At 71.3% G+C, this 25,525-nt stretch carries 27 protein-coding genes; 17 read left to right on the forward strand and 10 right to left on the reverse strand.

Going from position 1 to position 25,525, the window contains the following annotated elements; translation table 11 throughout:
• Positions 1–169: 169 nt before the first annotated feature.
• Complete coding sequence (locus ACFYUV_RS12095) at positions 170–427, reverse strand: DUF3039 domain-containing protein (protein ID WP_358283521.1); 258 nt, start codon at positions 425–427, stop codon at positions 170–172.
• Positions 424–909 (reverse strand): hypothetical protein, encoded by a 486-nt coding sequence (locus tag ACFYUV_RS12100; RefSeq protein ID WP_387667931.1) that lies wholly within the window; start codon positions 907–909, stop codon positions 424–426. The genes ACFYUV_RS12095 and ACFYUV_RS12100 overlap by 4 nt, the downstream gene beginning before the upstream one ends.
• Positions 910–977: 68 nt before the next feature.
• Here ACFYUV_RS12100 and ACFYUV_RS12105 point away from each other — a divergent pair, with 68 nt between their 5' ends.
• Positions 978–2,384 carry a cellulase family glycosylhydrolase gene (locus ACFYUV_RS12105; protein WP_387667934.1) on the forward strand — a complete coding sequence of 469 codons (1,407 nt, stop codon included), beginning with the start codon at positions 978–980 and terminating at the stop codon, positions 2,382–2,384.
• A gap of 155 nt (positions 2,385–2,539) precedes the next feature.
• On the opposite strand, the gene ACFYUV_RS12110 is transcribed toward ACFYUV_RS12105, so the two are convergent.
• On the reverse strand, positions 2,540–4,138 hold the full coding sequence (locus ACFYUV_RS12110; RefSeq protein ID WP_387667937.1) for an MFS transporter: 1,599 nt from the start codon (positions 4,136–4,138) through the stop codon (positions 2,540–2,542).
• A gap of 147 nt (positions 4,139–4,285) precedes the next feature.
• Between ACFYUV_RS12110 and ACFYUV_RS12115 the strand changes: the two genes are divergently transcribed.
• Positions 4,286–4,915: a TetR family transcriptional regulator gene (locus tag ACFYUV_RS12115; RefSeq protein WP_358283515.1), complete on the forward strand. Its 630-nt coding sequence runs from the start codon at positions 4,286–4,288 to the stop codon at positions 4,913–4,915.
• Here ACFYUV_RS12115 and ACFYUV_RS12120 read toward each other — a convergent pair.
• On the reverse strand, positions 4,912–5,490 hold the full coding sequence (locus tag ACFYUV_RS12120; RefSeq protein ID WP_358283513.1) for a YqgE/AlgH family protein: 579 nt from the start codon (positions 5,488–5,490) through the stop codon (positions 4,912–4,914). The two genes, ACFYUV_RS12115 and ACFYUV_RS12120, sit on opposite strands and share 4 nt — an antisense overlap.
• 119 nt (positions 5,491–5,609) lie before the next feature.
• Here ACFYUV_RS12120 and ACFYUV_RS12125 point away from each other — a divergent pair, with 119 nt between their 5' ends.
• Positions 5,610–6,134 carry a hypothetical protein gene (locus tag ACFYUV_RS12125; protein WP_358283512.1) on the forward strand — a complete coding sequence of 175 codons (525 nt, stop codon included), beginning with the start codon at positions 5,610–5,612 and terminating at the stop codon, positions 6,132–6,134.
• A 45-nt stretch (positions 6,135–6,179) separates the two neighbouring features.
• Here the strand turns inward: ACFYUV_RS12125 and ACFYUV_RS12130 are convergent, their stop codons facing one another.
• A complete protein-coding gene (locus tag ACFYUV_RS12130; RefSeq protein WP_358283510.1) occupies positions 6,180–6,800 on the reverse strand; it encodes a TetR/AcrR family transcriptional regulator in 621 nt (206 codons plus the stop codon).
• A 103-nt stretch (positions 6,801–6,903) separates the two neighbouring features.
• Here ACFYUV_RS12130 and ACFYUV_RS12135 point away from each other — a divergent pair, with 103 nt between their 5' ends.
• From ACFYUV_RS12135 to ACFYUV_RS12160, 6 genes are all read left to right on the forward strand, one after another.
• Entirely contained in the window at positions 6,904–8,256 is a 1,353-nt protein-coding gene (locus tag ACFYUV_RS12135; protein WP_387667942.1) for an MFS transporter, read from the forward strand.
• 20 nt (positions 8,257–8,276) lie between these two features.
• Positions 8,277–9,029 (forward strand): IclR family transcriptional regulator, encoded by a 753-nt coding sequence (locus ACFYUV_RS12140; protein ID WP_352350074.1) that lies wholly within the window; start codon positions 8,277–8,279, stop codon positions 9,027–9,029.
• A gap of 86 nt (positions 9,030–9,115) precedes the next feature.
• Positions 9,116–10,573 (forward strand): glycerol kinase GlpK, encoded by a 1,458-nt coding sequence (glpK, locus tag ACFYUV_RS12145; RefSeq protein ID WP_387667945.1) that lies wholly within the window; start codon positions 9,116–9,118, stop codon positions 10,571–10,573.
• A 14-nt stretch (positions 10,574–10,587) separates the two neighbouring features.
• A complete protein-coding gene (locus ACFYUV_RS12150; RefSeq protein WP_387667948.1) occupies positions 10,588–12,150 on the forward strand; it encodes an FAD-dependent oxidoreductase in 1,563 nt (520 codons plus the stop codon).
• A gap of 178 nt (positions 12,151–12,328) precedes the next feature.
• Complete coding sequence (locus ACFYUV_RS12155; RefSeq protein ID WP_387667950.1) at positions 12,329–13,381, forward strand: glycosyltransferase family 4 protein; 1,053 nt, start codon at positions 12,329–12,331, stop codon at positions 13,379–13,381.
• 71 nt (positions 13,382–13,452) lie between these two features.
• A complete protein-coding gene (locus ACFYUV_RS12160) occupies positions 13,453–13,935 on the forward strand; it encodes a hypothetical protein (RefSeq protein ID WP_352326153.1) in 483 nt (160 codons plus the stop codon).
• 251 nt (positions 13,936–14,186) lie between these two features.
• Here the strand turns inward: ACFYUV_RS12160 and ACFYUV_RS12165 are convergent, their stop codons facing one another.
• Genes ACFYUV_RS12165 through ACFYUV_RS12180 form a run of 4 tightly spaced genes read right to left on the reverse strand, consistent with a single transcriptional unit; the run spans position 14,187 to position 17,765 of the window.
• Positions 14,187–15,596: an NAD-dependent malic enzyme gene (locus ACFYUV_RS12165; protein ID WP_352326154.1), complete on the reverse strand. Its 1,410-nt coding sequence runs from the start codon at positions 15,594–15,596 to the stop codon at positions 14,187–14,189.
• A 56-nt stretch (positions 15,597–15,652) separates the two neighbouring features.
• Entirely contained in the window at positions 15,653–16,282 is a 630-nt protein-coding gene (locus tag ACFYUV_RS12170) for an AAA family ATPase (protein WP_387667952.1), read from the reverse strand.
• Positions 16,283–16,291: 9 nt separating this feature from the next.
• Positions 16,292–17,230 carry a tetratricopeptide repeat protein gene (locus ACFYUV_RS12175; RefSeq protein ID WP_358283494.1) on the reverse strand — a complete coding sequence of 313 codons (939 nt, stop codon included), beginning with the start codon at positions 17,228–17,230 and terminating at the stop codon, positions 16,292–16,294.
• Positions 17,214–17,765, reverse strand: a complete 552-nt coding sequence (locus ACFYUV_RS12180; RefSeq protein ID WP_357971087.1) for a MarR family transcriptional regulator — start codon at positions 17,763–17,765, stop codon at positions 17,214–17,216. Before ACFYUV_RS12180 ends, ACFYUV_RS12175 begins: the two co-directional genes overlap by 17 nt.
• A gap of 229 nt (positions 17,766–17,994) precedes the next feature.
• Here ACFYUV_RS12180 and ACFYUV_RS12185 point away from each other — a divergent pair, with 229 nt between their 5' ends.
• The 6 genes from ACFYUV_RS12185 to ACFYUV_RS12210 all read left to right on the forward strand — a co-directional run bounded on the left by ACFYUV_RS12185 (position 17,995) and on the right by ACFYUV_RS12210 (position 22,158).
• Positions 17,995–19,326: a hypothetical protein gene (locus ACFYUV_RS12185; RefSeq protein WP_387667955.1), complete on the forward strand. Its 1,332-nt coding sequence runs from the start codon at positions 17,995–17,997 to the stop codon at positions 19,324–19,326.
• Between the two features lie 59 nt (positions 19,327–19,385).
• Entirely contained in the window at positions 19,386–20,057 is a 672-nt protein-coding gene (locus ACFYUV_RS12190; protein WP_364324747.1) for a DUF4230 domain-containing protein, read from the forward strand.
• 230 nt (positions 20,058–20,287) lie between these two features.
• Positions 20,288–20,440, forward strand: coding sequence for a hypothetical protein (locus tag ACFYUV_RS12195; RefSeq protein ID WP_352324303.1), 153 nt, complete (start codon positions 20,288–20,290; stop codon positions 20,438–20,440).
• Between the two features lie 234 nt (positions 20,441–20,674).
• Positions 20,675–21,133, forward strand: coding sequence for a hypothetical protein (locus ACFYUV_RS12200; RefSeq protein ID WP_358283488.1), 459 nt, complete (start codon positions 20,675–20,677; stop codon positions 21,131–21,133).
• A 145-nt stretch (positions 21,134–21,278) separates the two neighbouring features.
• Entirely contained in the window at positions 21,279–21,881 is a 603-nt protein-coding gene (locus ACFYUV_RS12205; RefSeq protein WP_387667959.1) for an RNA polymerase sigma factor, read from the forward strand.
• Positions 21,874–22,158 carry a hypothetical protein gene (locus ACFYUV_RS12210; RefSeq protein ID WP_387667961.1) on the forward strand — a complete coding sequence of 95 codons (285 nt, stop codon included), beginning with the start codon at positions 21,874–21,876 and terminating at the stop codon, positions 22,156–22,158. Before ACFYUV_RS12205 ends, ACFYUV_RS12210 begins: the two co-directional genes overlap by 8 nt.
• Before the next feature lie 79 nt (positions 22,159–22,237).
• Here the strand turns inward: ACFYUV_RS12210 and ACFYUV_RS12215 are convergent, their stop codons facing one another.
• Positions 22,238–23,419 (reverse strand): acetyl-CoA C-acetyltransferase, encoded by a 1,182-nt coding sequence (locus ACFYUV_RS12215; RefSeq protein ID WP_358283483.1) that lies wholly within the window; start codon positions 23,417–23,419, stop codon positions 22,238–22,240.
• An 86-nt stretch (positions 23,420–23,505) separates the two neighbouring features.
• Here ACFYUV_RS12215 and mce point away from each other — a divergent pair, with 86 nt between their 5' ends.
• Both mce and ACFYUV_RS12225 read left to right on the forward strand, forming a co-directional pair.
• A complete protein-coding gene (mce, locus tag ACFYUV_RS12220; RefSeq protein WP_352350044.1) occupies positions 23,506–23,928 on the forward strand; it encodes a methylmalonyl-CoA epimerase in 423 nt (140 codons plus the stop codon).
• A gap of 191 nt (positions 23,929–24,119) precedes the next feature.
• A complete protein-coding gene (locus tag ACFYUV_RS12225; RefSeq protein ID WP_352350042.1) occupies positions 24,120–25,409 on the forward strand; it encodes a DivIVA domain-containing protein in 1,290 nt (429 codons plus the stop codon).
• The last annotated feature ends 116 nt before the right edge of the window (positions 25,410–25,525 follow it).

Here is a 25,525-nt window from a genome sequence, read left to right on the forward strand (position 1 = left end):
GCGACGTCGGGGTGGCGTCGAGCGGGAGCGGCGGGGCGAGCCCGGCCGCCAGCAGGCATGCCAACGAGACGGCGGTCGCGCGCCGGGCCATGCAATCCCCCCGTGACGGTATGGGCTGGTCAGATTACCGACCGTAGCCTTACCCGAGGGGATTGGGCTTCAGCAACACTCACTGCTTCTTGTCGTCACCCCCGCCGCCCGACGGAAGACCTTCGTAGATCTCCTTGCACTCGGGGCAGACCGGGTATTTCTTCGGGTCCCGGCTGGGCACCCAGACCTTGCCGCACAGGGCGCGGATGGGTGTGCCCGTCACCATGCTTTCGGTGATCTTGTGCTTGTCCGCGTAGTGGGCGAAGCGCTCGTGGTCGCCGTCACCGTGAGAGGTGCGCGGCGTGGTCTCCTGCTCTGGGAGGATCTTCGTGCTCACCCCATCGAGTTTATGCCCGCTGGCGAGCGGTCCCGCGTACCGCGCCGGCGTGGCAGCGCGGCGAGCCCGGGGAGCCAGCCGAGCACGATTCCCCAGATCAGCCCCACGGCCAGGCCGCCGCCGAGATAGCCCAGATAGGCGCCGATCCCGGCCTGGGCGACCGTGGCGAGCAGGGCCGCGCGCAGCAGGTTCACCACGACCGCCGCGGCCAGGAACCTGCCCCAGGTGCGCCAGAAGCCGCCGCGCGTGGCCGCCAGCGCGCCGACCAGGGCGAGCGCCAGGACCGTGTCGGCGAGCGTGAGCAGCCACGTCGTCTCGCCGAGGGGGACGACGCGCAGGCCCGGCAGCGCGTACGGGGCCCCGACCGCGGACGGCACGGCCAGGTAGCCGACCCTCGTGACCAGGGCCGCGCCGAACAGACCGAACCCCAGGACGATCAAGAAGGCGACGATCGCCGGCAGGCTATTGCGAACAAGGCTCATGTTCGGCAGGCTAGCCGCGTCCATGATTCTGATGGAAGACCCCTTTTCCCGGCATCCGCGGAGATCAGATGAAGCGCGCCAGGTTGCTCGCGACGACAGCCGTGCTCGTCCTGCTGTCCGGAGGCGCCGTCGCCGCCGCGACCAGGGACGCTCCCCCGTCCACGCCCCGCTACGTCACCGACGACCGGGGACGGGCGCTGATCCTGCACGGCTTCAACACGGCGGGCAGCGCCAAGGGCGCCCCCGACGCCCTGCCCGAGCTGACCCCGGACGACATCGACCGCGAGTACCGGGACATGGGCACCAACTTCGTGCGGTTCCTCATCCAGTGGCGGGCCGTGGAGCCCTCCCCCGGCACCTATGACACGAAATATCTGGACAAGGTGGCTGAGCGGGTGCGGTGGTACTCCGACCGCGGCTACCAGGTCATGCTCGACATGCACCAGGACCTGTGGGGCAACGGCATCACCCCCACCGGCGTCGCCGGCAACGGCGCGCCCGGCTGGGCCACCCACACCGACGGCCTGCCGGTGGCCACCGACCACTTCACCTGGGAGATGTACTACCTGGAACCCGGCGTCATCCGGGCCTTCGACCACTTCTGGAACACCACCGGCGAGCACCCCGAGCTGATGGACCACTACGCCAAGGCGTGGGCGGCGGTCGCGGCCCGCTTCAAGGACGTGCCGGGCGTTCTCGGGTACGACCTGATGAACGAGCCGTGGGGCGGCTCGGTCCAGGGCGCGGCGTTCGAGACCGGCCCCCTGGCCACCCTCTACCGCAAGAGCATCGAGCGGATCAGGGCGGTCGACCAGGACAGCTGGATCTTCCTGGAGCCGCAGGCCGTGGGCGTCAACTGGGGGCTGCCGTCGTCGCTGCCGCGCTTCGACGACCCGCGCGGCGGGCCGCCGCGCATCGCCTTCGCCCCGCACGTCTACCCGCTGCCGCTGGACCTCGGGGACGACTACGCCGCGGGCTCCAAGGAGTGGACCGACCGCACGCTGGGCTGGTGGCGCGAGAACATCGCGCGGACGGCCGAGCGCATGGGGGCGCCCGTCCTGCTGGGCGAGTTCGGGCTGGACATGACCCGGCCCGGCGCGTCCGACCTGGTGCGGAAGGTCCAGGGGCTGAGCGACGAGGTGGGCACCGGCATGGCCTACTGGTCGCGGGACGCCGACGCCTGGGGGCCGTACGACGTGAAGGGGAAGGCCACCGCGTTGCCGGGCGCGTACGTCAGGGCCTACCCGAGGGCGATCGGCGGCGTCCCGATCAGCGTGACCTACGGCGAGAACCGCCTCCAGGTGGTCTTCGACGCCAACGAGACCGGCCCCACCGAGATCTACCTGCCCGAGCGCGGCTTCCCCAACGGCGCCCGGGTGGACGGCGGCACCGCCGCCTGGAACGCCGCCAGGCGCATCCTGACGGTCACCACCAAGACCTCGGGCCGCGTCGTCCTGACCGTAACCCCCGCATGACGGGCCCCGGACAACCGTCACCCCCGCACAACCGGCCCCGGACAACCGTCACCCCCGCACAACCGGCCCCGGACAACCGTCACCCCCGCACAACCGGCCCCGGACAGCGGAACGGCCCCCGCCACGCAGGCGGGGGCCGTTCCGGCGGGACGCGGTCAGCCCATGTGGACCGGCGCGCCCTCGCTCTTCCGCCCGGCCTTGACGAACATCGTCAGCAGGGCCGTCAGCACCGCGACACCGGTGCTGACCAGGAAGGCGAGGTGCATGCCGTCCATGAACGAGTGGTGCACGGCGTCGGTGACCACCTGCGGCAGCCCGGGAGGCGCCGCGCCGAACGCGGCGGCCTTCTCCAGCAGCGGGAGCTGTGCGGGCGGGATCGCCTGCGCCGCCGGGCCGAGGTAGCCGGGCAGGGTGTCGGCGATCTCGCCGGCCATCACGGCGCCCAGGATCGCGGTGCCGAGCGCGCCGCCGACCTGCATGGCCGACTGCTGCACGCCGCCCGCGACACCGCTCAGCTCGACCGGCGCGTTGCCCACGATGATCTCGGTCGCGCCGACGAACACCGGCGAGAGACCGAAGGCCAGCAGCACGAACGGCAGGCCGCTCTCGATGAACGAGGCGTCGATGCTGAGACGCGACATGAGGAACATCGAGCACGCGGTGATCAGCAGACCGGCGGCCATCGTGATCTTCGGCCCGAGCTTGCCGATCGCCATGCCGGCCAGCGGCGAGGCCACGATCATGCCCGCGCTCATCGGCAACATCCGCAGACCCGCCTCCAGCGGGGTCAGGCCGTGCACGCCCTGGAAGAAGAAGCCGAGGAAGAACATCGCGCCGAACATGGCGAACGCGACCATCATCATCAGCAGGGTGCCGATCGAGATCGAGGCGTTCTTGAACAGCGACAGCGGCACCAGCGGCTGCTTGGCCCTGCTCTGCCAGAAGATGAACGCGGCGATGAGCACCACGAACGCGCCGATGAAGGTCAGCGTCGTCGAGTCGCCCCAGCCCCACTCGGGGGCCTTGATGATCGTCCAGACCAGCGAGAACATCGCGCCCGACAGCAGCAGCACGCCGAGCCAGTCGATCCTGGCGAACGTCTGGACGCGGTTCTCCTTGATCAGGAAAATGCCCATGATCAGCGCGACGATGCCCACCGGGGCGTTGATGAAGAAGACCGACTCCCAGCTCACCTTCTCCACCAGCACGCCGCCCACGATCGGGCCGGCGGCGCTGGACAGGCCGATGATCGCACCCCAGGCGCCCATGGCCTGGTTCAGCTTCTCACCGGGGAAGGCGCCACGCAGCAGGGCCAGGGCGGCCGGCTGGAGCAGGGCGCCGAAGAGGCCCTGCAGCACCCGCAGGCCGATCAGCGCGCCGACCGGCGACACGCCGGGAACGATGTCGGCCAGTTCCTGGCTGAGACCGATGCCGATCGAGGACAGAGCGAAGCCGGTCACGCCGATCAGGAAGACGCGCTTGTGCCCGAACAGGTCGCCGAGCTTGCCCGCCGTGATCAGGAACACGGCCAGCGCGAGCAGGTAACCGCTGGTCACCCACTGCAGGTCGGACAGCGACGCCTTCAACTCCATCTGGATGACGGGGTTGGCGATGCCCACCACCGTGCCGTCCAGCATCACCATGATGACGCCGAGGCTGACCGCCAACAGCACCAGCCACGGGTTTCCGCCACCTGTCCCCGTCTTACCGAGGCCGGGCGACGACGGTTCGACGACCGCCTTCGCGTTAGCCATAAGGTCCCCCTCAGTCACATACCGCTCAACTGCGGCATAGGTCTCGTAAGCCTCAGGTAGGGTATGTCAGGCGATGACTTATGACAAACGATTTTAAAAAGACGCCGCATGACTTCTGGCACACTGTGACAGAAAGGTGGCGAAGGGGTGTCCGCTGTGGGTCTACGGGAACGCAAGAAGGAGAAGACGCGCCTCGCGCTCCTCGACGCGGCGCTCGACCTGTTCCTCGAACAAGGATACGAGTCCACCACGATCGAGCAGATAGCGGGGGTCGTCGAAGTCTCTCCCCGCACCTTCTTCCGCTACTTCACCAGCAAGGACCATCTCGTTCTGTGGTTCCACGACCACGGCGAGGAGATCCTGCTGGAGGAGTTCGCCGCTCGTCCCGCGGACGAGCCCCCGTTCACGTCGCTCATGCACGGCCTGCGGGCCATGGTGGACGACATGCAGGGGTCAACGCCGGAGGACACCGAGAGGTTCCTGAAGCTGCGGCAACTATTCGATAAATATCCACATCTGGTGGGACAGTCGGTGGCCCGGGGCGCCATGACGGAGACCCGGCTGGCCGAGGCCGTCGCCGCCCGCAGAGGGGTCGCCCCCGAGGACGATCAGCTGACGTACCTGATCGTGGCGTTCGCGATGTCCACCATGCGCATCGGCTTCGAGTGCCCCCGCAGGGAGACCACCATGCCGGAGATCGTCTCGCGCATCTCCGAGGCGGTCGCGCTGGCCGAGGCGTCGTTGCGGCCCGGCTGGGACACCCGGCCGGCGGCCTAGTTCATCGTGGGGTCGTCGGGGCAGGTCGCCACGAAGGCCAGCTCGCCCGGCTGGCGCCGCAGCACGTGCCGCCAGAGCGAGCCGGGGTCGCCGTGGAAGGTGTCGCCGTCCTCGGAGTCGACGACGTACCAGGCGCCTTCGGCGATCTCGCTCTCCAGCTGGCCGGAGGTCCAGCCGGCGTACCCGGCGAAGATCCGCATCTGCGCGATCTCGCCCTGGAGGATCTCGGGGGGCGCGTCGAGGTCGACCGTGCCCAGACGGGAGACGGCCGGGGTGCCGGCGTGGAGCCTGCGCCAGCCGAGCGGCTCCTCCCCGCTCGGGACCGCCGCGAGGGCGAGGGCGCTGTCGGTCTGCACGGGACCGCCTTCGAACAGCACCGGCGGCCCGGTCACCAGCGGGTCCCAGACCGGCAGCACCTGCGTGACCGAGATGTCGCTGGGCCGGTTGAGCACCACGCCGAGCGTGCCGCCGTCGTGGTCGTGTTCCAGGATCAGCACGACGCTACGCCGGAAGTTGGGGTCGTCAAGAAGCGGCGTCGCCACCAACAAACCGCCGACGTAGATCGCTTCCGCCATACCTCCATCATGAGGGCTGTGACGGGCTTCCGCTCCCCCGGCTCGGTCATGTTACTTTCTGTGCGCTTATGGGCACGATCTGTGGCAAAGATCACGCTTGCGGGGCTCGGGAGGAGCACATGCGCATCGGTACACGCCTCGTCCTGGCCGCCCTTCCCGTGGGCGCGGCCGTGCTGCTCCCGTCGTCCGCGCAGGCGTGGCCGCTGCCCGACCGGGGTGATCCGTTCACGATGACGACCGACCGGATCGCGTGCGGCTCGGGGTCCGTACGGGTCACGCTGCGCAACCAGACCCCTCAGCTCGCCCGGTTCGACCTGCGGGTGGACGCGCGGAGCGTGGCGACCGGCTCGATCCCGGCCCGCAAGCAGGTGGTCAGGACGGTGCGCATCGACCGGGGCACCACCCGCGAGATCGAGGCGTTCTCGGTCACCGACACCCATCCCGACACGCTGCTCGACTCCACCCGGGTGCGCAACGACTGCGCCTGGGGGCGGGAGCGCAGGCACGGCCGCCTGCCGTACACCGGGCCGCCGTCCGACCTGTGGGGCAAGCTGGCGACGGCGGCCGGGCTCGTGGTAATGGGCGGGATCATGTGGTGGTACGGCTCCGTCTGGCCCCGTTCGGTCCCCGACGGCCCCCTGTGACCCCGCCCGTGACCCCGCCTGCGCGAGAGGCGCCGTCGTGCCGCGTCAGGCGTCCCGCGGGACGAACGCGCCCGCCCGCGCCGCGGCCAGCGTGCGCAGCGCCGCGTCCCGGGCGACCTCCAGGTCCACCGGCTCCTTGGTGACCAGCAGGCGGTAGTAGAGCGGCGCGGAGATCGCCCGGATCACCTCCATGCCGTCGGTGCCCTCGGGCAGCTCACCCCGTTTCACCGCGAGGTCGACGACCTTCGCCCACTCCTCGATGCGCCGCAGATAGAACGCGCGCAACGCCTGGACGGCCTGCGCGTCGGAGGTGCCCGCCGCGATCACCGCCTGGAACGTGGCCCCGAGCCGGTGGTCGGTGACCGCGCCCACGACGGCCCCGGCGTTGGCCAGCAGGTCGCCCTCGATGGATCCCGTGTCGGCGTGCGGTGACGACTGCTCGGCCAGCTCGGTCATCAGGTCCGTCACCAGCCCGGCCCTGCTGCCCCAGCGCCGGTAGACCGTGGTCTTGCCCACGCCGGCCCTGGCCGCCACCTGGTCCATGGTCAGCCCATGGAAACCGTGCTCGACCAGCTCGTCCTGAGTGGCCTCCAGCACGGCCGCGCGCACGCGCGCGGTGCGGCCCCCTGGCCGCACAGTCCCCGCCAAACGGGACTCTTGTTCCATTAATGCCCCTTTCATGCTATCGTCGTGCCGCATCTTAACGGAACTAGCGTCCCATTAGGGGGATGGCATGACCGTGCTCGCCGATCGGCCCCGATCCGATCGCATGACGTCCGCGCAGCGGCTGGTTCTGGTGCTCCTGCTGGGGTCCCAGTTCATGCTCGCCGTGGACTTCTCCATTCTGAACGTGGCGCTGCCGGTGATCGGTTCAGGTCTCGGCTTCGCGCTGTCCGACCTCCAGTGGGTGGCCACGACGTTCGCGTTGGCCGCCGCCGGGTTCACGTTGCTCTTCGGCAGGATCGCCGACCTGTTCGGGCGGCGCCGGCTGTTCCTGGCGGGCATGGTGCTGCTGGGGGTCTCCTCGCTGGCCGGCGGCCTGGCCGTCTCACCGGGCATGCTGCTGGTCGCCCGGGTCGCCCAGGGCCTGGCCACGGCCGTCGTCACGCCCGCCGGGCTCGCGCTGCTGACCACGTCGTTCCCCGAGGGGCCGCTGCGGGCCAGGGCGCTCGGCCTGAACGGCGCGCTGATGTCGGCCGGGTTCACCTCGGGCGCGATCCTGGGCGGGCTGCTGACCGAGTTGCTGAGCTGGCGGTGGGCGTTCCTCGTCAACGTGCCCGTCGCGCTGGCCGTGGTCGTCGCCGCGCCCGTGGTGCTGAAGGAGAGCCGTCCCGCCGAGCGGCCCGGGATGGACCTGCCCGGCGCGGTGAGCGTGACCGCCGGCCTGCTCGCGCTGGTCTTCGGCCTGACCAGGGCCGGCGAGCACGGCTTCGCCGACCCCCTCGGCCTCGGCGCGCTCGCCGCCGGCGCCGCCCTGCTCGTCGCCTTCCGGTACGTCGAGCGCCGGGCCGCCGCGCCCCTGGTGCCCGTCCCGATCCTGGCCCGGCCCAGCGTCACCTGGGGCAACCTGGCCGGGCTGATCGCCTTCGCCACGGAGACGTCCCTCGTCTTCCTGATGACCCTCTACCTGCAGAAGGTGCTCGGCTACTCGGCACTGGCGACCGGGCTGGCGTTCGGGGTGCTGGGGCTCGGCACCGTGCTCGGCGGCGTGCTCGCGCCCCGGGTCCTCGGCCGGCTCGGCAGGGGCCGGGCGCTGGCGGCCGGTTTCGGGCTCCAGGCCGTCGCGACGGCGTCGCTGGCGCTGCTGGGCACCGGTCCCGGATGGATCTGGCTGCTGCTGGCGGCCACGTTCGCGGGCGGGATCGGGAACATGGTGGCGATCGTCGGGTTCATGGTGACGGCCACGTCCGGTCTGCCGGACTCCGAGCAGGGCCTGGCCACCGGCCTGGCGACGATGACCCAGCAGGTCGGCATCACCATGGGCATCCCGGTCATGAGCGCCGTGGCCACGGCCGCGATGGGCACCGTGCTCCAGGGGGTGATCGTGGCGGTGCTCGTCAACGCCGCCCTCACGGTCGGCGGAGCACTGATCTCCCGCAAGCGTTCGGCAATGTCGAACTGATCTGCGCTAGGGTGGCCGCCGTGGGAGAGACGATTCAATCGGTGGAACGGGCGGCCGCGATCCTGCGGCTGCTCGCATCCGGCCCCCGCCAGCTCGGCGTGGCGGAGCTGGCCAGGGCGCTGGGCCTGCCCAAGGGCACGCTCCACGGCATCCTGCGCACGCTGGTCCGCGTCGGCTTCGTCGAGCAGGACGCCGCGACCGGAAAGTACCGGCTCGGGGCCACCCTGCTCCACCTGGGCAGCAGCTACCTCGACGTCAACGAGCTGCGCACCCGCTCGATCAACTGGGCCGACGCCCTGGCCGGGCGGAGCAGGGAGAGCGCCTGGATCGGCACCCTGCACGAGGGGCACGTGCTGGTGATCCACCACGTGTTCCGCCCGGACGACAGCATGCAGACCCTCCAGGTCGGCACCTACCTGCCGACGCACGCCAGCGCGCTCGGCAAGGTGCTGCTCGCCTACGACCCGTACGGGGAGTCGCTCGCGGCCCCGCCGCTGCCGGCGTACACCGACCGGACGCTGGTCGACGCCGCCAAGCTGGAGGAGGACCTGGAGCAGGTCCGGGCCAGGGGGTGGGCGGCCGAGATGGAGGAGCTCACCGAGGGCGAGGTCGCCATCGCCGCCCCGATCAAGGACCCGCGCGGCCTCGTGGTGGGCGCCATCGGCATCCGCGGCGCGGTCGAACGGCTGACCTCCGACGGCGCCCTGACCATGGAGTACGTCTCCTACGTCCGCGACGCCGCCCGCGCGATCACCCGCGATCTGGCCAGATGACCGGTTGAACAACACCGGGGCAAACACGTAACATCGCTCACATCGTTCGACAATGTCGAACCCCGACTCCCCAAGCGAGGAACCTCGTGCCTCGACCGCACTACATCGCAGCCATCGACCAGGGCACCACGTCCAGCCGGTGCATCGTCTTCGACCAGGCCGGCAACATCGTCACCGTCGCCCAGCGCGAGCACCGCCAGATCTTCCCCAAGCCGGGCTGGGTCGAGCACGACGCCGAGGAGATCTGGCAGTCGGTCCAGAGCGTCATGGCCGAGGCCACCGAGGGGCTCGACATCGCCGCGCTGGGCATCACCAACCAGCGCGAGACCACCGTCCTGTGGGACCGGGAGACCGGGCGTCCCGTCTGCCCCGCGATCGTGTGGCAGGACACCAGGACCGACGCGCTCACCCGCGCGCTCGCCGAGCACGAGGGGCTGTTCAAGGAGAAGGCCGGCCTGCCGCTGACCACCTACTTCTCCGGGCCGAAGATCCGCTGGCTGCTCGACGCGTACGACCTGCGCGAGCGAGCCGAGCGCGGCGAGGTGCTGTTCGGCACGATGGACAGCTGGCTGCTGTGGAACCTGACCGGCCGCCACCTGACCGACGTGACCAACGCCAGCCGCACGATGCTGATGAACATCCACACGCTGAGCTGGGACGACGACCTGCTCGCCGCCCTCGGCGTGCCGCGCGCGATGCTGCCGGAGATCCGCCCGTCCGCCGAGGTCTACGGCCACACCGCGGCCGGCGTGCCGGTGGCCTCCGCGCTCGGCGACCAGCAGGCGGCGCTGTTCGGCCAGACCTGCTTCGAGCCCGGCGAGACCAAGAGCACCTACGGCTCGGGCAGCTTCCTGCTGATGAACACCGGCCAGGACCCCGTCGTCTCCCGGCACGGCCTGCTGACCACCGTCGGCTACCAGATCGGCGACGGCCCGGCCACGTACGCGCTGGAGGGCGCGATCGCCGTCACCGGCTCGCTGGTGCAGTGGCTGCGCGACAACCTGGGACTGATCTCCAGCGCCGCCGAGATCGAGACGCTGGCCAAGACCGTCGACGACAACGGCGGCTGCTACTTCGTCCCGGCCTTCTCGGGGCTGTTCGCGCCCCACTGGCGCTCCGACGCGCGCGGCGTGATCGCCGGGCTGACCGGGTTCGTCACCAAGGGGCACATCGCGCGGGCCGTCCTGGAGGCCACCGCCTGGCAGACCCGCGAGGTCGTCGACGCGATGAACGCCGACTCCGGCCTCGACCTGACCACGCTGCGCGCCGACGGCGGCATGACGGCCGACAACCTGCTCATGCAGACGCTGGCCGACGTGCTGGCCGTCCCCGTGATCAGGCCGATGGTCGCCGAGACCACCGCGCTCGGCGCCGCGTACGCCGCCGGCCTGGCCACCGGCTACTGGCCCGACCTCGACAGCCTGCGCGCCAACTGGCACAAGGCGTCGGAGTGGCGGCCGGAGATCGACGAACAGGTCCGCGCGCGGGAGTACCGCAATTGGAAGAAGGCCGTGGCCCGCACCCTCGACTGGGTCGAACAGTAGGACTGGAGCACGTCATGAACATCGTCATCGGCGCCGACCGGGCCGAGATCCGGCACGAGCTCTCCCGCGCCACGTACGACCTGCTGGTGATCGGCGGCGGCATCCTCGGCACCTCCGTCACCTGGATGGCCGCGCAGGCCGGGCTGCGGGTGGCGATGGTCGAGGCGGGCGACTTCGCCGGGGCCACCTCCAGCGCGTCGTCCAAGCTGGTCCACGGCGGCCTGCGCTACCTGCAGACCGGCAACGTCAAGCTGGTCGCCGAGAACCACCGCGAACGCCGTGCCCTGGCCGCCGACATCGCGCCCCACCTGGTCAAACCGCTCAGCTTCCTGGTGCCGATCTACAAGGGCGGCCCGCACGGCGCGGCCAAGCTCGGCGCCGGCGTCTTCCTGTACTCCGCGCTGTCGGTGTTCGGCGACGGCATGGGCAAGGTCATCACGCCGCACCAGGCCATGACCCGCGTCCCCGCGCTGCGCAGCGAGGGGCTGCGCGCCGCCGCCGTCTACGGCGACCACCAGATGAACGACAGCCGCGTCGCCGTCATGACCGTGCGCGCGGCCGTCGACGCGGGGGCGGTCGTGCTCAACCACGCCGAGGTCGTCGGACTGCGCAAATCGGGCGGCGCCACGACCGGCAGCGTGACCGGGGCCGAGCTGCGCGACCGTCTCGACGGCACCGAGTTCGGGGTGGACGCCCGGCTCGTCCTCAACGCCACCGGCCCGTGGGTGGACCACCTGCGCCGGATGGAGGACCCGCACGCCGCGCCGAGCATCAGGCTCTCCAAGGGCGCCCACCTGGTCATGCGCCGCCACGACCCGTGGAAGGCCGCGCTCACCACGCCGATCGACAAGTACCGGGTCTCCTTCGCCATCCCGTGGGAGGACCACCTGCTGCTCGGCACCACCGACGAGGCGTACGAGGGCGACCCGGCCGACGTGCGCGCCACCGACGCCGACATCGCCCAGATCCTCGACGAGGCCGGTCACGCCGTACGCGACTGCCAGCTCCGCCGTGAGGACATCACCTACGCCTTCGCCGGGCTGCGCGTGCTGCCCGGCGGCCCCGGGCAGGTGTCGGCCGCCAAGCGGGAGACCGTGGTGACCAGGGGCGCGGGCGGCATGTTGTCGGTCGCGGGCGGCAAGTGGACCACCTACCGGCACATCGGCAGGCACGTCCTGGAGACCCTCTCCCGCCTGCCGGGCCGGCCGCTCGGCGACGACCTGGCCGACATCCTGCCCGCCGTGCCGCTGCCGGGCCTGGCCAGCCCGGACGCCGTCGCCATGCGCCTGTGGACCGAACGCGAGCCGGGCGCCCGCATGGACCCGCTGGTCGCCCGCAACCTGGCCACCCACTACGGCACGATCGCCTTCGACGTGGCCCGGCTCATCCGCGACGACCCCTCGCTCGGCGAGCGCATCCACCCCGACGGGCCCGACATCTGGGCCCAGGCCGTCTACGCCCGCGACCACGAGTGGGCGGCCACCGTCGACGACGTCGTGCGCCGCCGTACCACGCTCACCGTGCGCGGCCTCGACACGCCCGACGTCCGCACCCGCATCGAGCAGCTCCTCGCCTGACCGTCACCCGGGCCGCGGCGGCGCCCCGCCGCCGCGGCTGCGACGAACGTCACCGCAGTTCACAGGTTCGAAGCGGCCGGTACGGGGAATCCGAGATGGCGCGTCCGCCGCCTCCCAACATGGCGGCGGGCCGCCTACCGGCCGAACCCTCTTCTGCCGCCCCTACGGAGGTGACGTCATGTCCGCCAAGTCCCGGCTGCACATCGCGATGGTGGCTCCCCCGAGGTTCGAGAACCCGCCCCGCTCGTACGGCGGTGTCAAGGTCATGATGGACGACCTCGCGCGGTCCCTGCTCAGACTGGGCCACCAGGTCACCCTGATCGGCGCGGGCCGGTCGGGCACGTCCCCGCACGTCCTGGCCGCCTACACCGAGCCGCCTTCCCACCCGCTCGACGAACCCGCCCCTAGGGCGGCGGTCCCCGACGTCCGGCCGGCGGACCTGGACGTGGACGTCGTCCACGACCACTCCCCGGCCGGCTCGGTGACCGCCCTGAACCCCCGGATCCCGACGGTGACGACCGTGCACGGCCCGGCCTCCGGCGAGCAGGCCGAGCGCTACCGCCGGCTCGGCGACTCCGTCGGCCTGGTGTCCACCTCGACGTTCCAGCGCATGCAGGCCCCCGACCTCAACTGGCTGGGCACCGTGCACAACGGCGTGGACCTGAAGAGCTTCCCCTTCCGCGAGCGCAAGGAGGACTACGCGCTCTTCCTCGGCCGGTTCAGCCCCGGCAAGGGCGCCCACCTGGCCATCGACGCCGCCCGGCGGGCCGGCCGGCGCATCGTGCTCGCCGGCCGGTTGAACGAGCCGTCCGAGCACGAGTACTTCGACCGCCACATCCGCCCCCGGCTCGGCGACGACGCCGTCTACGTCGGCGAGGCCGACGGCCCGCGCAAGCGCGAGCTGTTGGCCGACGCCCACTGCCTGCTCTTCCCCAGCCGCCGGGAGGAGGCGTTCGGCATGGTCATGATCGAGGCCATGGCGAGCGGCACCCCGGTGGTCGCGCTGCGCGGCGGCGCCGTGGGCGAGGTCCTCGTCGACGGCATCACCGGTTACGTCTGCGACGACCCCGCCGACCTGGCCGAGGCGGTCGAGGCCGCGGGCGGCCTGAACCCGGCCGACTGCCGCATGCACGTCAAGCGCAACTTCGACGCGCTCGGCATGGCCATGGGCTACGAGAAGATCTACGAGCTGAGCATCCGCGACCGGCGTCCGGCGCCGTTCGCCGCCTGACCGGCGCGTCCCCGTGCGGCGGATCGCCGCCGCACGGGGTGTCGCCCCCGTCCCGGGGGAAGGGGGTAGGCATGCGCACTGCCATGAACGAGGCTCTGATCAGGCATTTCACCGACCTGCGCGACGGCGTCCACGGCGGCGTCACCGCGCGGGAGGACAAGGAACGCCTGTTCGCCACGGCGGTCGAGCTGCTCGACCCGGTGGCGCGGGCGACGCTGGACGAGTTCAACGCCGACCTGCTCCTCGGCACGGGGCAGGTGGTGGCCAGCGGGCTCACCAGGTCTCAGGAGGGCGGGCTCAACGCCATGTGGTCGCTCACGTGGCCGGAGCAGCGCGACAAGGACATCCTGCCGATCGCGATCGTGGCCCACTACGGCGCCGACTTCCACCACCCGCACCTGCGCGGCAACACGGTCGGCGACTGGCCGCTGAACGTCTTCGACCACTCCGACGCGGCGGGCCAGCTCACCACCCTGCGCGCCATCGCCGCCGCCGACGCCCACAACCTGGTCTTCCAGGAAAGCTACCGCCTCATCCCCGCCGTCACCCGGTAGGCGGGAGCTTTCCCGTCTTCACGGCCCTTGCACGCTTTTCCGTCTTCACGGCCCTTGCACGCTTTTCCGTCTTCACGGCCCTTGCACGCTTTTCCGTCTTCACGGCTTCGCGTGGTCGAGCCACCCGCCGTACTCCGGCTGGTGGCCCTCCATGTCACGCCCGCTGACCCTTCACCGGCGCGCCGCCGTGACGGTGCGCTCTGTGGGCCGTCCGGGTGCGGGGCCGAGCCTGCCGGGTCGGCCCCCGCGCGTCACGCCTCGGTGAAGCCTCTTGCCCGGCCGCCGGCGCTCTCGCGGACCGCGGCGGCCACCGCCGTCGCCACGTCGGGGTGGAAGACGCTCGGCACGATGTAGTTGGGGCCCAGCTCCTCCGGGGTCACCACGGCCGCCAGCGCGCCCGCCGCGGCCAGCAGCATCTCCTGCGTCACCCCGCCGGCCTGCGCGTCGAGCAGGCCGCGGAACACGCCCGGGAAGGCCAGCACGTTGTTGATCTGGTTGGGGTAGTCGGAGCGGCCGGTCGCCACCACGGCGGCGTGCTCGCGCGCGTCGTCGGGCGAGACCTCGGGCTCGGGGTTGGCCAGCGCGAAGACCACGGAGTCCTTGGCCATCGTCGCGATGTCGTCGCCGGTCAGGATGCCGGGCGCGGACACGCCCACGAAGACGTCGGCGTCCTTGACCGCGCCGCGCAGGTCGCCCGCGTAGCCGTCGGCGTTGGTGTGCTCGGCGATCCAGCGCAGCGAGTCGTCGAGGTCGTCGCGGCCCTTGTGCACGGCGCCCAGGTAGTCGCAGACCACCACGTTGCGGGCGCCGGCGGCCAGCAGCAGCCGCAGCACCGCGTTCCCGGCCGCGCCGGCGCCGGCCATCGTGATCCTGACGTTCTCGATGGACTTGTTCACCACGCGCAGCGCGTTGGTCAGCGCCGCCAGCACGCAGATCGCCGTGCCGTGCTGGTCGTCGTGGAAGACCGGGATGTCCAGCAGCTCGCGCAGCCGGCGCTCGACCTCGAAGCAGCGCGGCGCGCCGATGTCCTCCAGGTTGATGCCGCCGAACCCGGGCGCGATCAGCTGCACCGTGCGGACGATCTCGTCGACGTCCTGGGTGTCGAGGCAGATCGGCCAGGCGTCGATGCCCGCGAACCGCTTGAACAGGGCCGCCTTGCCCTCCATGACCGGCAGCGCGGCCTCCGGCCCGATGTTGCCCAGGCCCAGCACCGCCGACCCGTCGGTGACCACGGCCACCGAGTTGCGCTTGATCGTCAGGCGCCGCGCGTCCTCCTTGTTCCTGGCGATGGCCATCGACACGCGCGCCACGCCCGGGGTGTAGGCCATGGACAGCTCGTCGCGGTTGCGCAGCGGCACCTTCGACTTCATCTCGATCTTGCCGCCGAGGTGCATGAGGAACGTGCGGTCGGACACCTTGTGGATGACGACGCCCTCGACCGCCTCCAGCTGGTCGACGATGGCCTGCGCGTGGTCGGTGTCACGCGCGGCGCAGGTGACGTCGATGCGGAGCTTCTCGTGGCCCGCGTTGGTGACGTCGAGGGCGGTCACCACGCCTCCGGCCGACTCTACGGCGTGGGTGAGCTGGCTCACGGCCTTGCCGCCTGCGGGCACCTCGAGACGCACGGTTATGGAGTACGACACACTCGGGACGGTCGCCACGTCAATCGCTCCTTCGGGACTGACCAAGAAGTCATCCAAGGATAGGGGGCATCAGGTCAACCCAGTGCCGTCGCTGCGGTGACGATGAGATCGACACACGCGGGGACGGGAATCGTCGTGCTGTCGAGCACAAGGTGATAGTGGCACGGATCACCCGGATCCGCCCGATAGAAGTGGCGGACGTAGGCCGTCCTGGCCCGGTCGTTGTCCTCGACGACGGCCCGCGCCTCCCGCTCGCTCGTGCCGCTCAGCGTGGCCGTCTGGCGGACCCGGCGCTTCAGCGGCGCGTCGAGCCTGACGTGGAGGGCGCCGGGATGGTCGGCCAGCACCAGGGCGCCGGCGCGGCCCAGGAAGACGCCTCCCTGGGTCAGGGCCATCTCCTTCATCATGCGCTCGGTGCGCCGGACGAACTCCTCGGGCGGCAGCGGCATCGCGCCGGGCACGTACATGTCCACGCCGCCGAAGGTGACCGTGGGCAGCCGGATGGCGCCCGACAGCAGCCTGCCCAGGCCGTGCTCGGCGCGGTCGTCGTGGGCCAGCGCCTCCTCCAGCGTGCAGCCGAGCTCCTTGGCCACGGCGCTGGGGATGGCACGGTCGACGAAGGGCACGCCGAGCCGTTCGGCGACGGCCGGGCCGATGTGGCTGCCGGCCGTGCCGTAGGCCGCGGAGATCGTGACGACCCGCATACCCCCAGGTTAGAACAGGGCGCTCGCCAATGCTCTACGCGCTTTCGCCAAAGATGGGTCGTCTGACGGCAACGCGTCGAAAAGTCCGAGCAAGTGCTTTCTGGCCCGGTCGCGGTCGTCGCCCGACGTGCGCTTGACCACGGCCACGACACGCTCGAACGCCTCGTCGACCGCGCCGGAGAGCATCTCCAGGTCGGCGGCCAGCAGCTGCGCGTCGATGTCGGACGGGTCCTGGAGGCGCCGCTGCACGTCGGCCGGGTCGGCCGCGGAGGTGCGCTTGATCAGGCCGACGCCCGCCAGGCCCATCTTGGCGTCCTCGTCGCCGGGGACGCGGGCCAGCAGGCGCTGGTAGGCCGCCTCGGCCGCGTCGAGGTCGCCCGCGTCGATGGCCTGCTCGGCCGCCACCAGGTCGGGGTCGGCGGGCGGCCCGGCGGGCTCCTGCGGCCCCTCCTCGGCCGCCGGCGGCCGGGCGTCGGGGTTGGCCTGGTAGAACTGCTCGACCGCGCCCATCAGCTCGTCGAGCCAGCGGCGCACCTCCTGCTCGGGCAGCACCTGCTGGAAGCCGGTGACGGCCTGCCCCTGGAAGATGGCCAGCACGGTCGGCACGGCCTGCACCCGCAGCGCCTGCGCGATCTGGGGGCTGGCGTCGACGTTGACCTTGGCCAGCACGGCCCGGCCGCCCAGATCGCCGATCACCTTCTCCAGCACCGGGCTGAGCTGGGCGCTGCCGGGCGCCCTCGGCGACCACAGGTCGAGCACCACCGGCACGGTCATCGACCGGTCGATGACGTCCGTCGTGAACGTCTCCTCGGTCACGTCGACGACCGAGGCCGAGGTGGCCCCCTGGGGACCGGCGGCCTCCCGCCGGGCCTGGGCCTCCAGTGCCTGTTTGCGCGCGCCCAGGTCCACAGCTCCGTAGAGCGACCCGGGCCTAGAGAAGTCCGCCATGCTCCTCATCTTGCCGCATGGACGGGCCCGCGAAGTCACCCGCCGCCACCCTCAGCGTGCGGAGCTGGTCGAAGATCTGGCGGAGTTCGTCCTCGGCGTACATCGTGAGGCCGAACTCGGCGGCCATCAGGTCGTCGGTGGCCCGGCGCACGACCTCCCTTCCCTTGGCGGTGATCTCGGCCAGCACGCCGCGTCCGTCGCGGGGGTTGGGCAGGCGGCAGACGAACCCGGACTTCTCCAGCCTGTCCACCGTGTTCGTGACGCTGGTGGGGTGGACCATGAGCCGTTCGCCGATCTTCCACAGCGGCAGCGAGCCGGTGTGGCTGAAGGTCAGCAGGACCAGGGCCTCGTAGCGGGCGAAGGTGAGGTCGTGGGGTTTCAGCAGCGAGTCGAGCTGCGACAGCAGGATCTGCTGCGCTCTCATGATCGAGGTGACCGCGGCCATCGCGGAGGAAGGCCCGAAGCGGGCACGCCAGCTCTCCGCGGCGCGGTCGATGGGATCGAACGGCAGATTGAGCGGCTTCGGCTGGGACACAGCGCTACGGTAGCGTGCCTCTCGTCCCGGTTTCGTCGGGCTACCTGGAGCGACAGGCTTCACCGCTTGACCAAGAATCCGACCGTCAATCATCACGCTCCGTTATTGTTCTCTCACGTAAGGTGACGCGGAAGCCAAGTCCATCTGCCGTGGGGACGGGTCTGGGCTGGCATTCTTCCGCTTTGCCGAGGGCACGGGGGGTGCTTGGTGAACATCAACGGGATACAGGGTGCGTGAGCACTCGGGCGTTACACGCGAGGAGCTGAAGCACAGCGCGGCCGTGACAGTGGCGGTGCTGCTCGCTCTCGGCCTGGTCGCGGCGTGGAACGTCCTGATACCCGGCGTCGACGCGTGGGAGAACATCCTGGCCGCGGTCATCGGCTCGCTGCGGATGACCGGGCCGGTGGCGGCCGCTTTCGCCGCGTGGGTGGCGTTGCGCAAGCGGCGCGCCCTGCGCGGGCGGTCGCTCACGACGTGGCGGGCGCTCAAGGCGCCGCTGGCGATCGTGGTGGTGGTGCTGGGCTCGTTCGGCGCGACGGTGCTGGTGCTGGCGGTCAAGACCGTGCTCACCGACCAGGCGGGGCGGCTCAGCCTGTCCGGCCTGGGCATGGGCATGGCGGGCCTGGCGCTCTACGCGGTGATCGGGTGGGTGGCCGGCTGGGTCGTGCCCAAGATGCTCACTCCGCCTATCACGGGGCTGGCCTGCTACGTCGCCTTCTCCTGGCTGGCCGACGACCGGGGGCTGGCCGACCGGCTGGTGCCGGGCACGGGCGAGCCGTACGACCTGTTCCAGGGGCTGGGCGGGGCGCCGTTCTTCGACCAGACGATCTGGCTGCTCGGCATCACCTGCGCGCTGCTGCTCGGCTGGGCGGCGCTGGTGACCAGGCAGGCCCTGGTGCTGGCGTGCGCGCTGCTGGCCGTCCTGGCTGCTGGCATGGGCGTGTCGCGGATGCTGGCCCACCCCAAGCCGGCCGCGGCCGAGGACATCGCCTACGCCTGCCAGGAGTGGCCGATCACGGTCTGCCTGCACCCCGGGATGCGGGCCGGGCAGACCGAGCTGGGCGCGGTGTTCACGCAGATAGCCTCGCGCCTGGCCGGCACGCCGGCCGCGTTCACGCGGGTGGAGCAGCGGCCGCTGGACGAGCCGCTGAAGCCCTCCAACGGCCTGGCGCCGATCCACGTGCCCGACCTGTCGGCGGGGTTCGCCGAGGAGGCGGCCTACGAGTACATCGACGCGCTGGCCGCCCGCTGCCCCGGCACGCCGGCCGACGGCTACCGGGAGATCGTGATGGCCTGGCTGCGCGGCGAGCCGCTGCCCGGCGGCCCGCTGCCCGAGCACCAGTACGCCGCGTCCTGGTTCTCCGGTCTCGACGAGCACCAGCGCAGGGAGTGGCTGCGCATGTTCTACAGCGACTTCCAGGCGTGCCGCCTGTCCAGCACGCACTTCGGCGGCGGTCCGGCCCCCACCTCCGTCATCACGCCCCCCACCGGCGCCACGCCCGAGAGCAGCCACGTCTACCCGGTCTATCCCGACCCCGGCACCCCGAGCACATCCGGCTGAGGACGAAGATGTCACCCTGCGGGTGGCACTGATGATCGCCGAGCGGGTAGTCATGCCCCATGACGACTTCCCAGACGACGCCGCCGGACCTGGCTCCCCGGCGGCGGCGCAGGTGGCGATATGCGGCCGGGTTCCTCGTCCTGGCGGTCCTGCTCGTGGTGGGCGGCCGGCTGGCCTGGACCTGGCTCAACCCGTTCGGAGAGCAGACCGTCGACCGCAGCCAGCCGGTGCTGTTGCAGTCCATCAAGGACCTCAGCCGGTTCGAGGCGGCCACGGGCACCTTCCAGGTCGTCGTCGACCTGGAGAAGGACGCCAACTTCCTGCCCGACGCGGTCAAGGGCACCCGCACGCTGTTCGTGGGCGCGGGCGGCGTCGACGCCTACGTCGACTTCTCGGCCATGGGGGCGGGCGCGGTGACCGTGAACAAGGAGCGCACCGAGGCCACCGTCCGCCTCCCGCGCGCCCAGTTGGAGAAGCCCAACCTGGACAACAGCCGCTCGTACGTGTTCGCCCAGCAGCGCGGCCTGCTCGACCGCGTCCAGGACTTCCTGTCGGGCTCCCCGGGCGACCAGCGCGAGCTCTACCTGCTGGCGGAGAAGAAGATCACCGAGGCGGCCGTGGCCAGCGACCTGCGGGCGCGGGCCGACGCCAACACCAGGTCGATGCTCACCGGCATGCTCAAGTCGCTCGGGTTCGCCAAGGTGACCGTGAAGTTCACCGACGAGCCCTGACGGGCGTCCTTACCCCGCCTGCGGGCCGCTCCACCTCGGGTGGGGCGGCCCGTCCGCGTTCCCGCCTAGGTATGCCGAGGCGTCCTTAGTCCATGGGCGCGTCTGCCTAAGTACCTCCCTACCTGCCCGAACCCCGGCAGATAGGACATCCGCCCGATGTGGCGGGAGGGGCCTTAGGAGGAGTCTTAAGAGTGCAGGGAACAAGGAAACACGAACAGCAGGAGCATCGGATGAACGCCGAACTCGAGTACTCCGTCATGCAGCACCACGCCGCCGAACTCCGTCGGGCCGCCGCCGAGCAGCGGCGCGTACGGGAGGCGCTGAAGGGACAGCGTTCCGAGCGTCGCCACCGCTCGGTCTTCGCCAAGTTCCTGGCTTCATGACCGTCCACAAGCAGCCCGGCCGCAACCTCCCTCGCGGCCGGGCTGAGATGCCCCCTTAGGGGGCGCGTCCGGCGCCGGATTCCTGGCCGGCCCGAGCGCAGCGTCACCGACACCCCGGTCCCGTTCCTGGTCGGACCGGGGTTTCGCGCGTTCACGCCGTACGTCGCGGGGGCTCGTACGGCGTGGGCAGGACACTGACGGAAGATGTCAGGGATCGGCGCATACCGTCCGGGCATGGACAACAGCTTCGACTTCTTCGTCGGCACCTGGACCTCACGGCAGCGGCGGCTGCGCAAGGCGCTGGCCGGCAGCGACGAATGGTACGAGTTCACCGGGCGCACCAGGTGCTGGAGCGTTCTGGACGGCGCGGGCAACATCGACGAGGTCACCTTCCCCAGCGAGGGCTCGGCCGGGGTGACCCTGCGCCTGTACGACAAGGCGGCCGGCACCTGGTCGCTCTACTGGGCCGGCAGCGCCACCGGCATGTCCCTGCCGCCCGTCGTGGGCCGCTTCGACGACACCGGAGTCGGCCTGTTCACCTGCGACGACGTGTACGACGGCAGGCCGATCAAGGTCGCCTACGTCTGGTCGGACATCACCGCCGAGTCGTGCCGATGGGAGCAGCGCTTCTCCCCCGACGGCGGGACGACCTGGGAGACCAACTGGACGGCCGACTTCACCCGCGCCTCCTGAATCCTTTTCGGGGGTCGGCGCCTCTCATGTCCGTACAACGGAACGAGACAATGGGAGACCATCATGGTGATCGCCATCGCGGCCGGCGCTGCGGCCGTACTGATCTGCACGTGCGTCGTCGTACTGCGGCGAAGGAGCAAGGAACGTGGCTGACCCGCGGCGCCTCGGCACGGCCGCCGCGCCCGGCGCCCCGGCGCCGGCCGGCGGCGGGCGCGCCTGGTCGGACGAGCAGCTGATCAACGCGGCCCGGGCCGGCGACGCCGACTCGATCGCCGCGCTGGTGTCGGGCGCCCACCCGCACGTGCGGCGCTTCGCCCACACGCTGTGCGCCACGCCGGAGGACGCCGAGGACGCCGCCCAGGAGGCGCTGATCGTCCTGTACCGCAAGATCGGCACCCTGCGCGCGTCCGGAGCGCTGGCCTCGTGGATGTTCCGGATCATCCGCAACGAATGCATCAGGCGGGCCCGCCTGATGCTGCGTCCCGAACCGCCCGCGCCATCCTCGGCCGCCGCGCAGTCGGCCGAGGAGGAGATGTTCGAACGGCTGGAGGCCGCGCGGGTGGCCGAGGCCATCGCGGCACTCCCCGCCGACCAGCGGCGGGTGCTCATCATGCGGGACGTCCAGGGGCTCAGCGGCCGCATGGTCGCCGACGCCCTCGGGCTGAGCGTCCCGGCGATGAAGTCCCGCCTGCACCGCGCCCGTGCGACCGTGCACGGCCTGCTGTCCCAAGGAGCCCTCCATGACTGAGCCCACCGCGGGGACGTCACTGCCCCGTCACCTGGCCCGCGGCGCGCTGGGCTTCGGCGCGCTGATCGCCGCGATCGCGCTGATCCCGTGGACCGGGCCGGTCAGCCTGGTGCTCGCCGTCCCCGGCGCGATCGCCCTGCGCGGGTGCCCGGCGTGCTGGGTGATGGCGCTGGTGCAGCTCGTCTCGATGGGACGCATGCAGCGGCAGTGCACCGACGGCGTGTGCGAGCTGGTCCCGGCGGGCGGGCGGCACACGGGCAAGGGCGCGGCTCATTGACCGCGCCCTGACCGGCGACCGCGCACGGGGGCAGGAGACAGGCCCACCCGACGACAGCGACCGGGTGGGCCTGGACGGGTCAGGGCACGCGGATGATCAGCGCGTCGCCCTGCCCGCCGCCGCCGCACAGGCCGGCCGCCCCGAGGCCGCCGCCCCGCCGCTTCAGCTCGTACGCCAGCGTCAGCACGATCCGCGCCCCCGAGGCCCCGATCGGGTGCCCGAGCGCGATGCCGCCGCCGTTGACGTTCACCTTGTCCAGCGGCACGCCGAGCTCCTTGGCCGACTGCAGGACCACGCTCGCGAACGCCTCGTTGATCTCGATCAGGTCGAGGTCGTCGGCGGTCAGCCCCTGCTTGGACAGCGCGTGCTTGATGGCGTTGGCCGGCTGCGACTGCAGGGACGCGTCGGGCCCGGCCACGTTGCCGTGCCGGCCGATCTCCGCCAGCCACGGCAGCCCGAGCTCCTCGGCCTTGGCCTTCGACATGACCACCACGGCGCAGGCGCCGTCGGAGATCTGCGAGGCCGACCCGGCGGTGATGGTGCCGTCGGCGGCGAAGGCCGGGCGCAGCTTGGCCAGCGTCTCGGCGGTGGTGTCGCCGCGGATGCCCTCGTCCTCGCGGACGATCACCGGCTCGCCGCGGCGCTGCGGGATCTCGACCGGGACGATCTCCTCCTCGAAGACGCCGTTCTTGGTGGCGGCGGCGGCGAGCTGGTGGGAGCGGGCCGACAGGGCGTCCTGCTCGTCGCGGGCGATGCCGAGCCGGGCGTTGTGCCGCTCGGTCGACTCGCCCATCGCGCACTGGTCGAAGGCGCAGAACAGGCCGTCGTGGGCCATGGAGTCGACCACCTCGGAGCCGCCGTACTTGACGCCCTTGCGCAGCCCCGGCAGCAGGTGGGGGGCGTTGGTCATGGACTCCATGCCGCCCGCGACCACGATGTCGAACTCGCCGGCGCGGATGAGCTGGTCGGCCAGGGCGATGGCGTCGAGGCCCGACAGGCAGACCTTGTTGACGGTCAGCGAGGGCACGGTCATCGGGATGCCGGCCTTGACGGCGGCCTGGCGGGAGGGGATCTGGCCGGCGCCCGCCTGGAGCACCTGGCCCATGATCACGTACTCGACGGCCTCCGGGGCCACTCCGGCACGTTCCAGGGCGGCCTTGATGGCGATGCCACCCAGCTCCACGCCGGACAGCCCGGACAGGGCGCCGAGCAACTTGCCGATGGGGGTACGAGCTCCGGCGACGATGACGGAACTGGACATTGGCGGCGGCCTCCTGTGCTCACGAGGGGTTCTTTGACACCATACCCACGAGTAGGAGCTCGCCCGCTATGGAGGTAGGCCACACAATGTTCATGCGCATCGACCACATCGGGATCGCCTGCCACGACCTGGAGGAGAAGATCGCGTTCTTCTCCGAGACGTTCGAGCTGACCGTCGTGGCCCGCGAGGTCAACGAGGCGCAGGGCGTCAAGGAGGCGATGCTGCACATCGCCGACGGCGAGGGCGGGGGCTCCTACATCCAGCTGCTGGAACCGCTCTCCGACGACTCGCCGGTGGGGAAATTCCTCGCCAAACGCGGCGAAGGTGTCCATCATGTGGCATTTGGGGTTTCCGACGTCGCCGAGGCCATGACTAAGATCAACGAGAAGGGCGTGAGGGTGCTGGACGAACGTCCGCGGCACGGTTCGATGGGGTCGCAGATCGCGTTCCTGCACCCCAAAGATGTGGGAGGAATGCTCACCGAGTTGGTCCAAGCGGCCTCGCGCTAGCAAACGGAAATTTCGTACATAAGTAACTAGTCACGCAGAAAGCTGGACGGGGCCCGAAGGTGGCACCAGCGGAGTACGCTGGCTTCCCACCGGACAGGGAGCCTGCCGCGAGGCACAGGCTCCTGGCTCGGCTGCCCCGAACCCCCCGTCCGGCCCGTGTAGCCGTCTCGACAACCCAGGATCGAGCCTCCATGCAGTCCGACATCGACGCCCAGCTCAACAACTTCTTCGAGGACGCCCCGGCACGCGAGTTCGACGTCGTGCTCAGGGGCTACGACCGGCACCAGGTGCACGACCACCTCAAGCAGCTCGACCTGGAGCTACGCCAGTCCAGGGAGCAGGTCACCAACCTGCAGCGCGATCTGTCCGACTCCCAGCGCCAGCTGCAGGAGCAGGAGCGTCCGACGTACTCCGGTCTCGGCGCCCGCATCGAGCAGTTGCTGCGCCTGGCCGAGGAGCAGGCCACCGAGCTCGTGCAGGCCGCCCGGACCGAGGCCAACGAGATCAAGGCCGCCGCCAAGGTCGAGGCCGCCGACCTGCGGGCCGCCGCCGAGGCCGAGGCCGCCGAGAAGCGGGCCCAGGCCACGCGGGAGAGCGACGACATGCGCTCCACCGCCGAGCGGGACGCCGAGGAGATCCGCTCCACCGCCCGCCGCGAGGCCGACGAGCTGACCAACACCACCGAGCGCGAGGCCGCCAAGCTGCGGGCCACCGCCGACCACGAGGTGGCCGAGAAGCGGGCCGACGCCGAGCGCGAGATCGCCAAGCTGCGCACCACCACCGAGCGCGAGGTGGCGCAGCTGCGCGCCTCGACCAAGCGCGAGCGCGACGAGGTGCTGACCACCGCCAAGCGGCAGGCCGACGAGATGCGCGCGCAGGCTCAGCGGGTGCTGGAGGAGTCGGAGGCCAAGCGGGCCCAGGACGAGGCGGAGTTCGAGATCCAGCTCGCCTCCCGCCGGGAGGAGGCCGAGCGCCAGGAGGCCGAGCGCCACGCCACCGCCCAGGCCAACACGCAGAAGATGGTCGCCGAGGCCGAGCAGCGGGCCGCCACGGCCGAGTCGCGCGCCACGAAGGCCACCCAGCAGGCCGAGCAGACGCGCCGCGAGGCCGACCTGCACGCCAAGCAGCTCGTCGCCAACGCCCGCAAGAGCGCCGAGACGATCATGTCGGAGGCCAAGACCAGCGCCGAGACGATCGTCACCGAGGCGAAGAACGACGCCGAGCGCACCCGCACCACGATGCAGCGCCAGGTCGACGAGCTGACCAGGCAGCGCGACAGCATCACCAGCCACCTGGCCCAGCTGCGCCAGCTGCTCGGCGGCGCCGCCCTGCCGGGCCTGGAGCCGGAGCCCGCGGTCGCCGCGGCCCCGGCCAAGCCGGCCATCGCCGCGCCGGCCGCCGAGCCGGTCGCGCCGCCCACGACGCCCGCTCCCAAGGTCGAGGCCAAGAGCGAGGACGACGCGGAGTGGTGGCAGGAGTGACGGCGGGCTAGACGGGAGACCGCACACGGGGGCAGCGAACGGCTGGAAAGAGAGCCTGGTGACCTTGGGTCGCTAGGCTCTCTTTCTGTTTCACCGACACCTCCCGTCCCCCTAGG

The organism is Nonomuraea sp. NPDC003560, from assembly GCF_042878785.1.
GTDB lineage: Bacteria > Actinomycetota > Actinomycetes > Streptosporangiales > Streptosporangiaceae > Nonomuraea.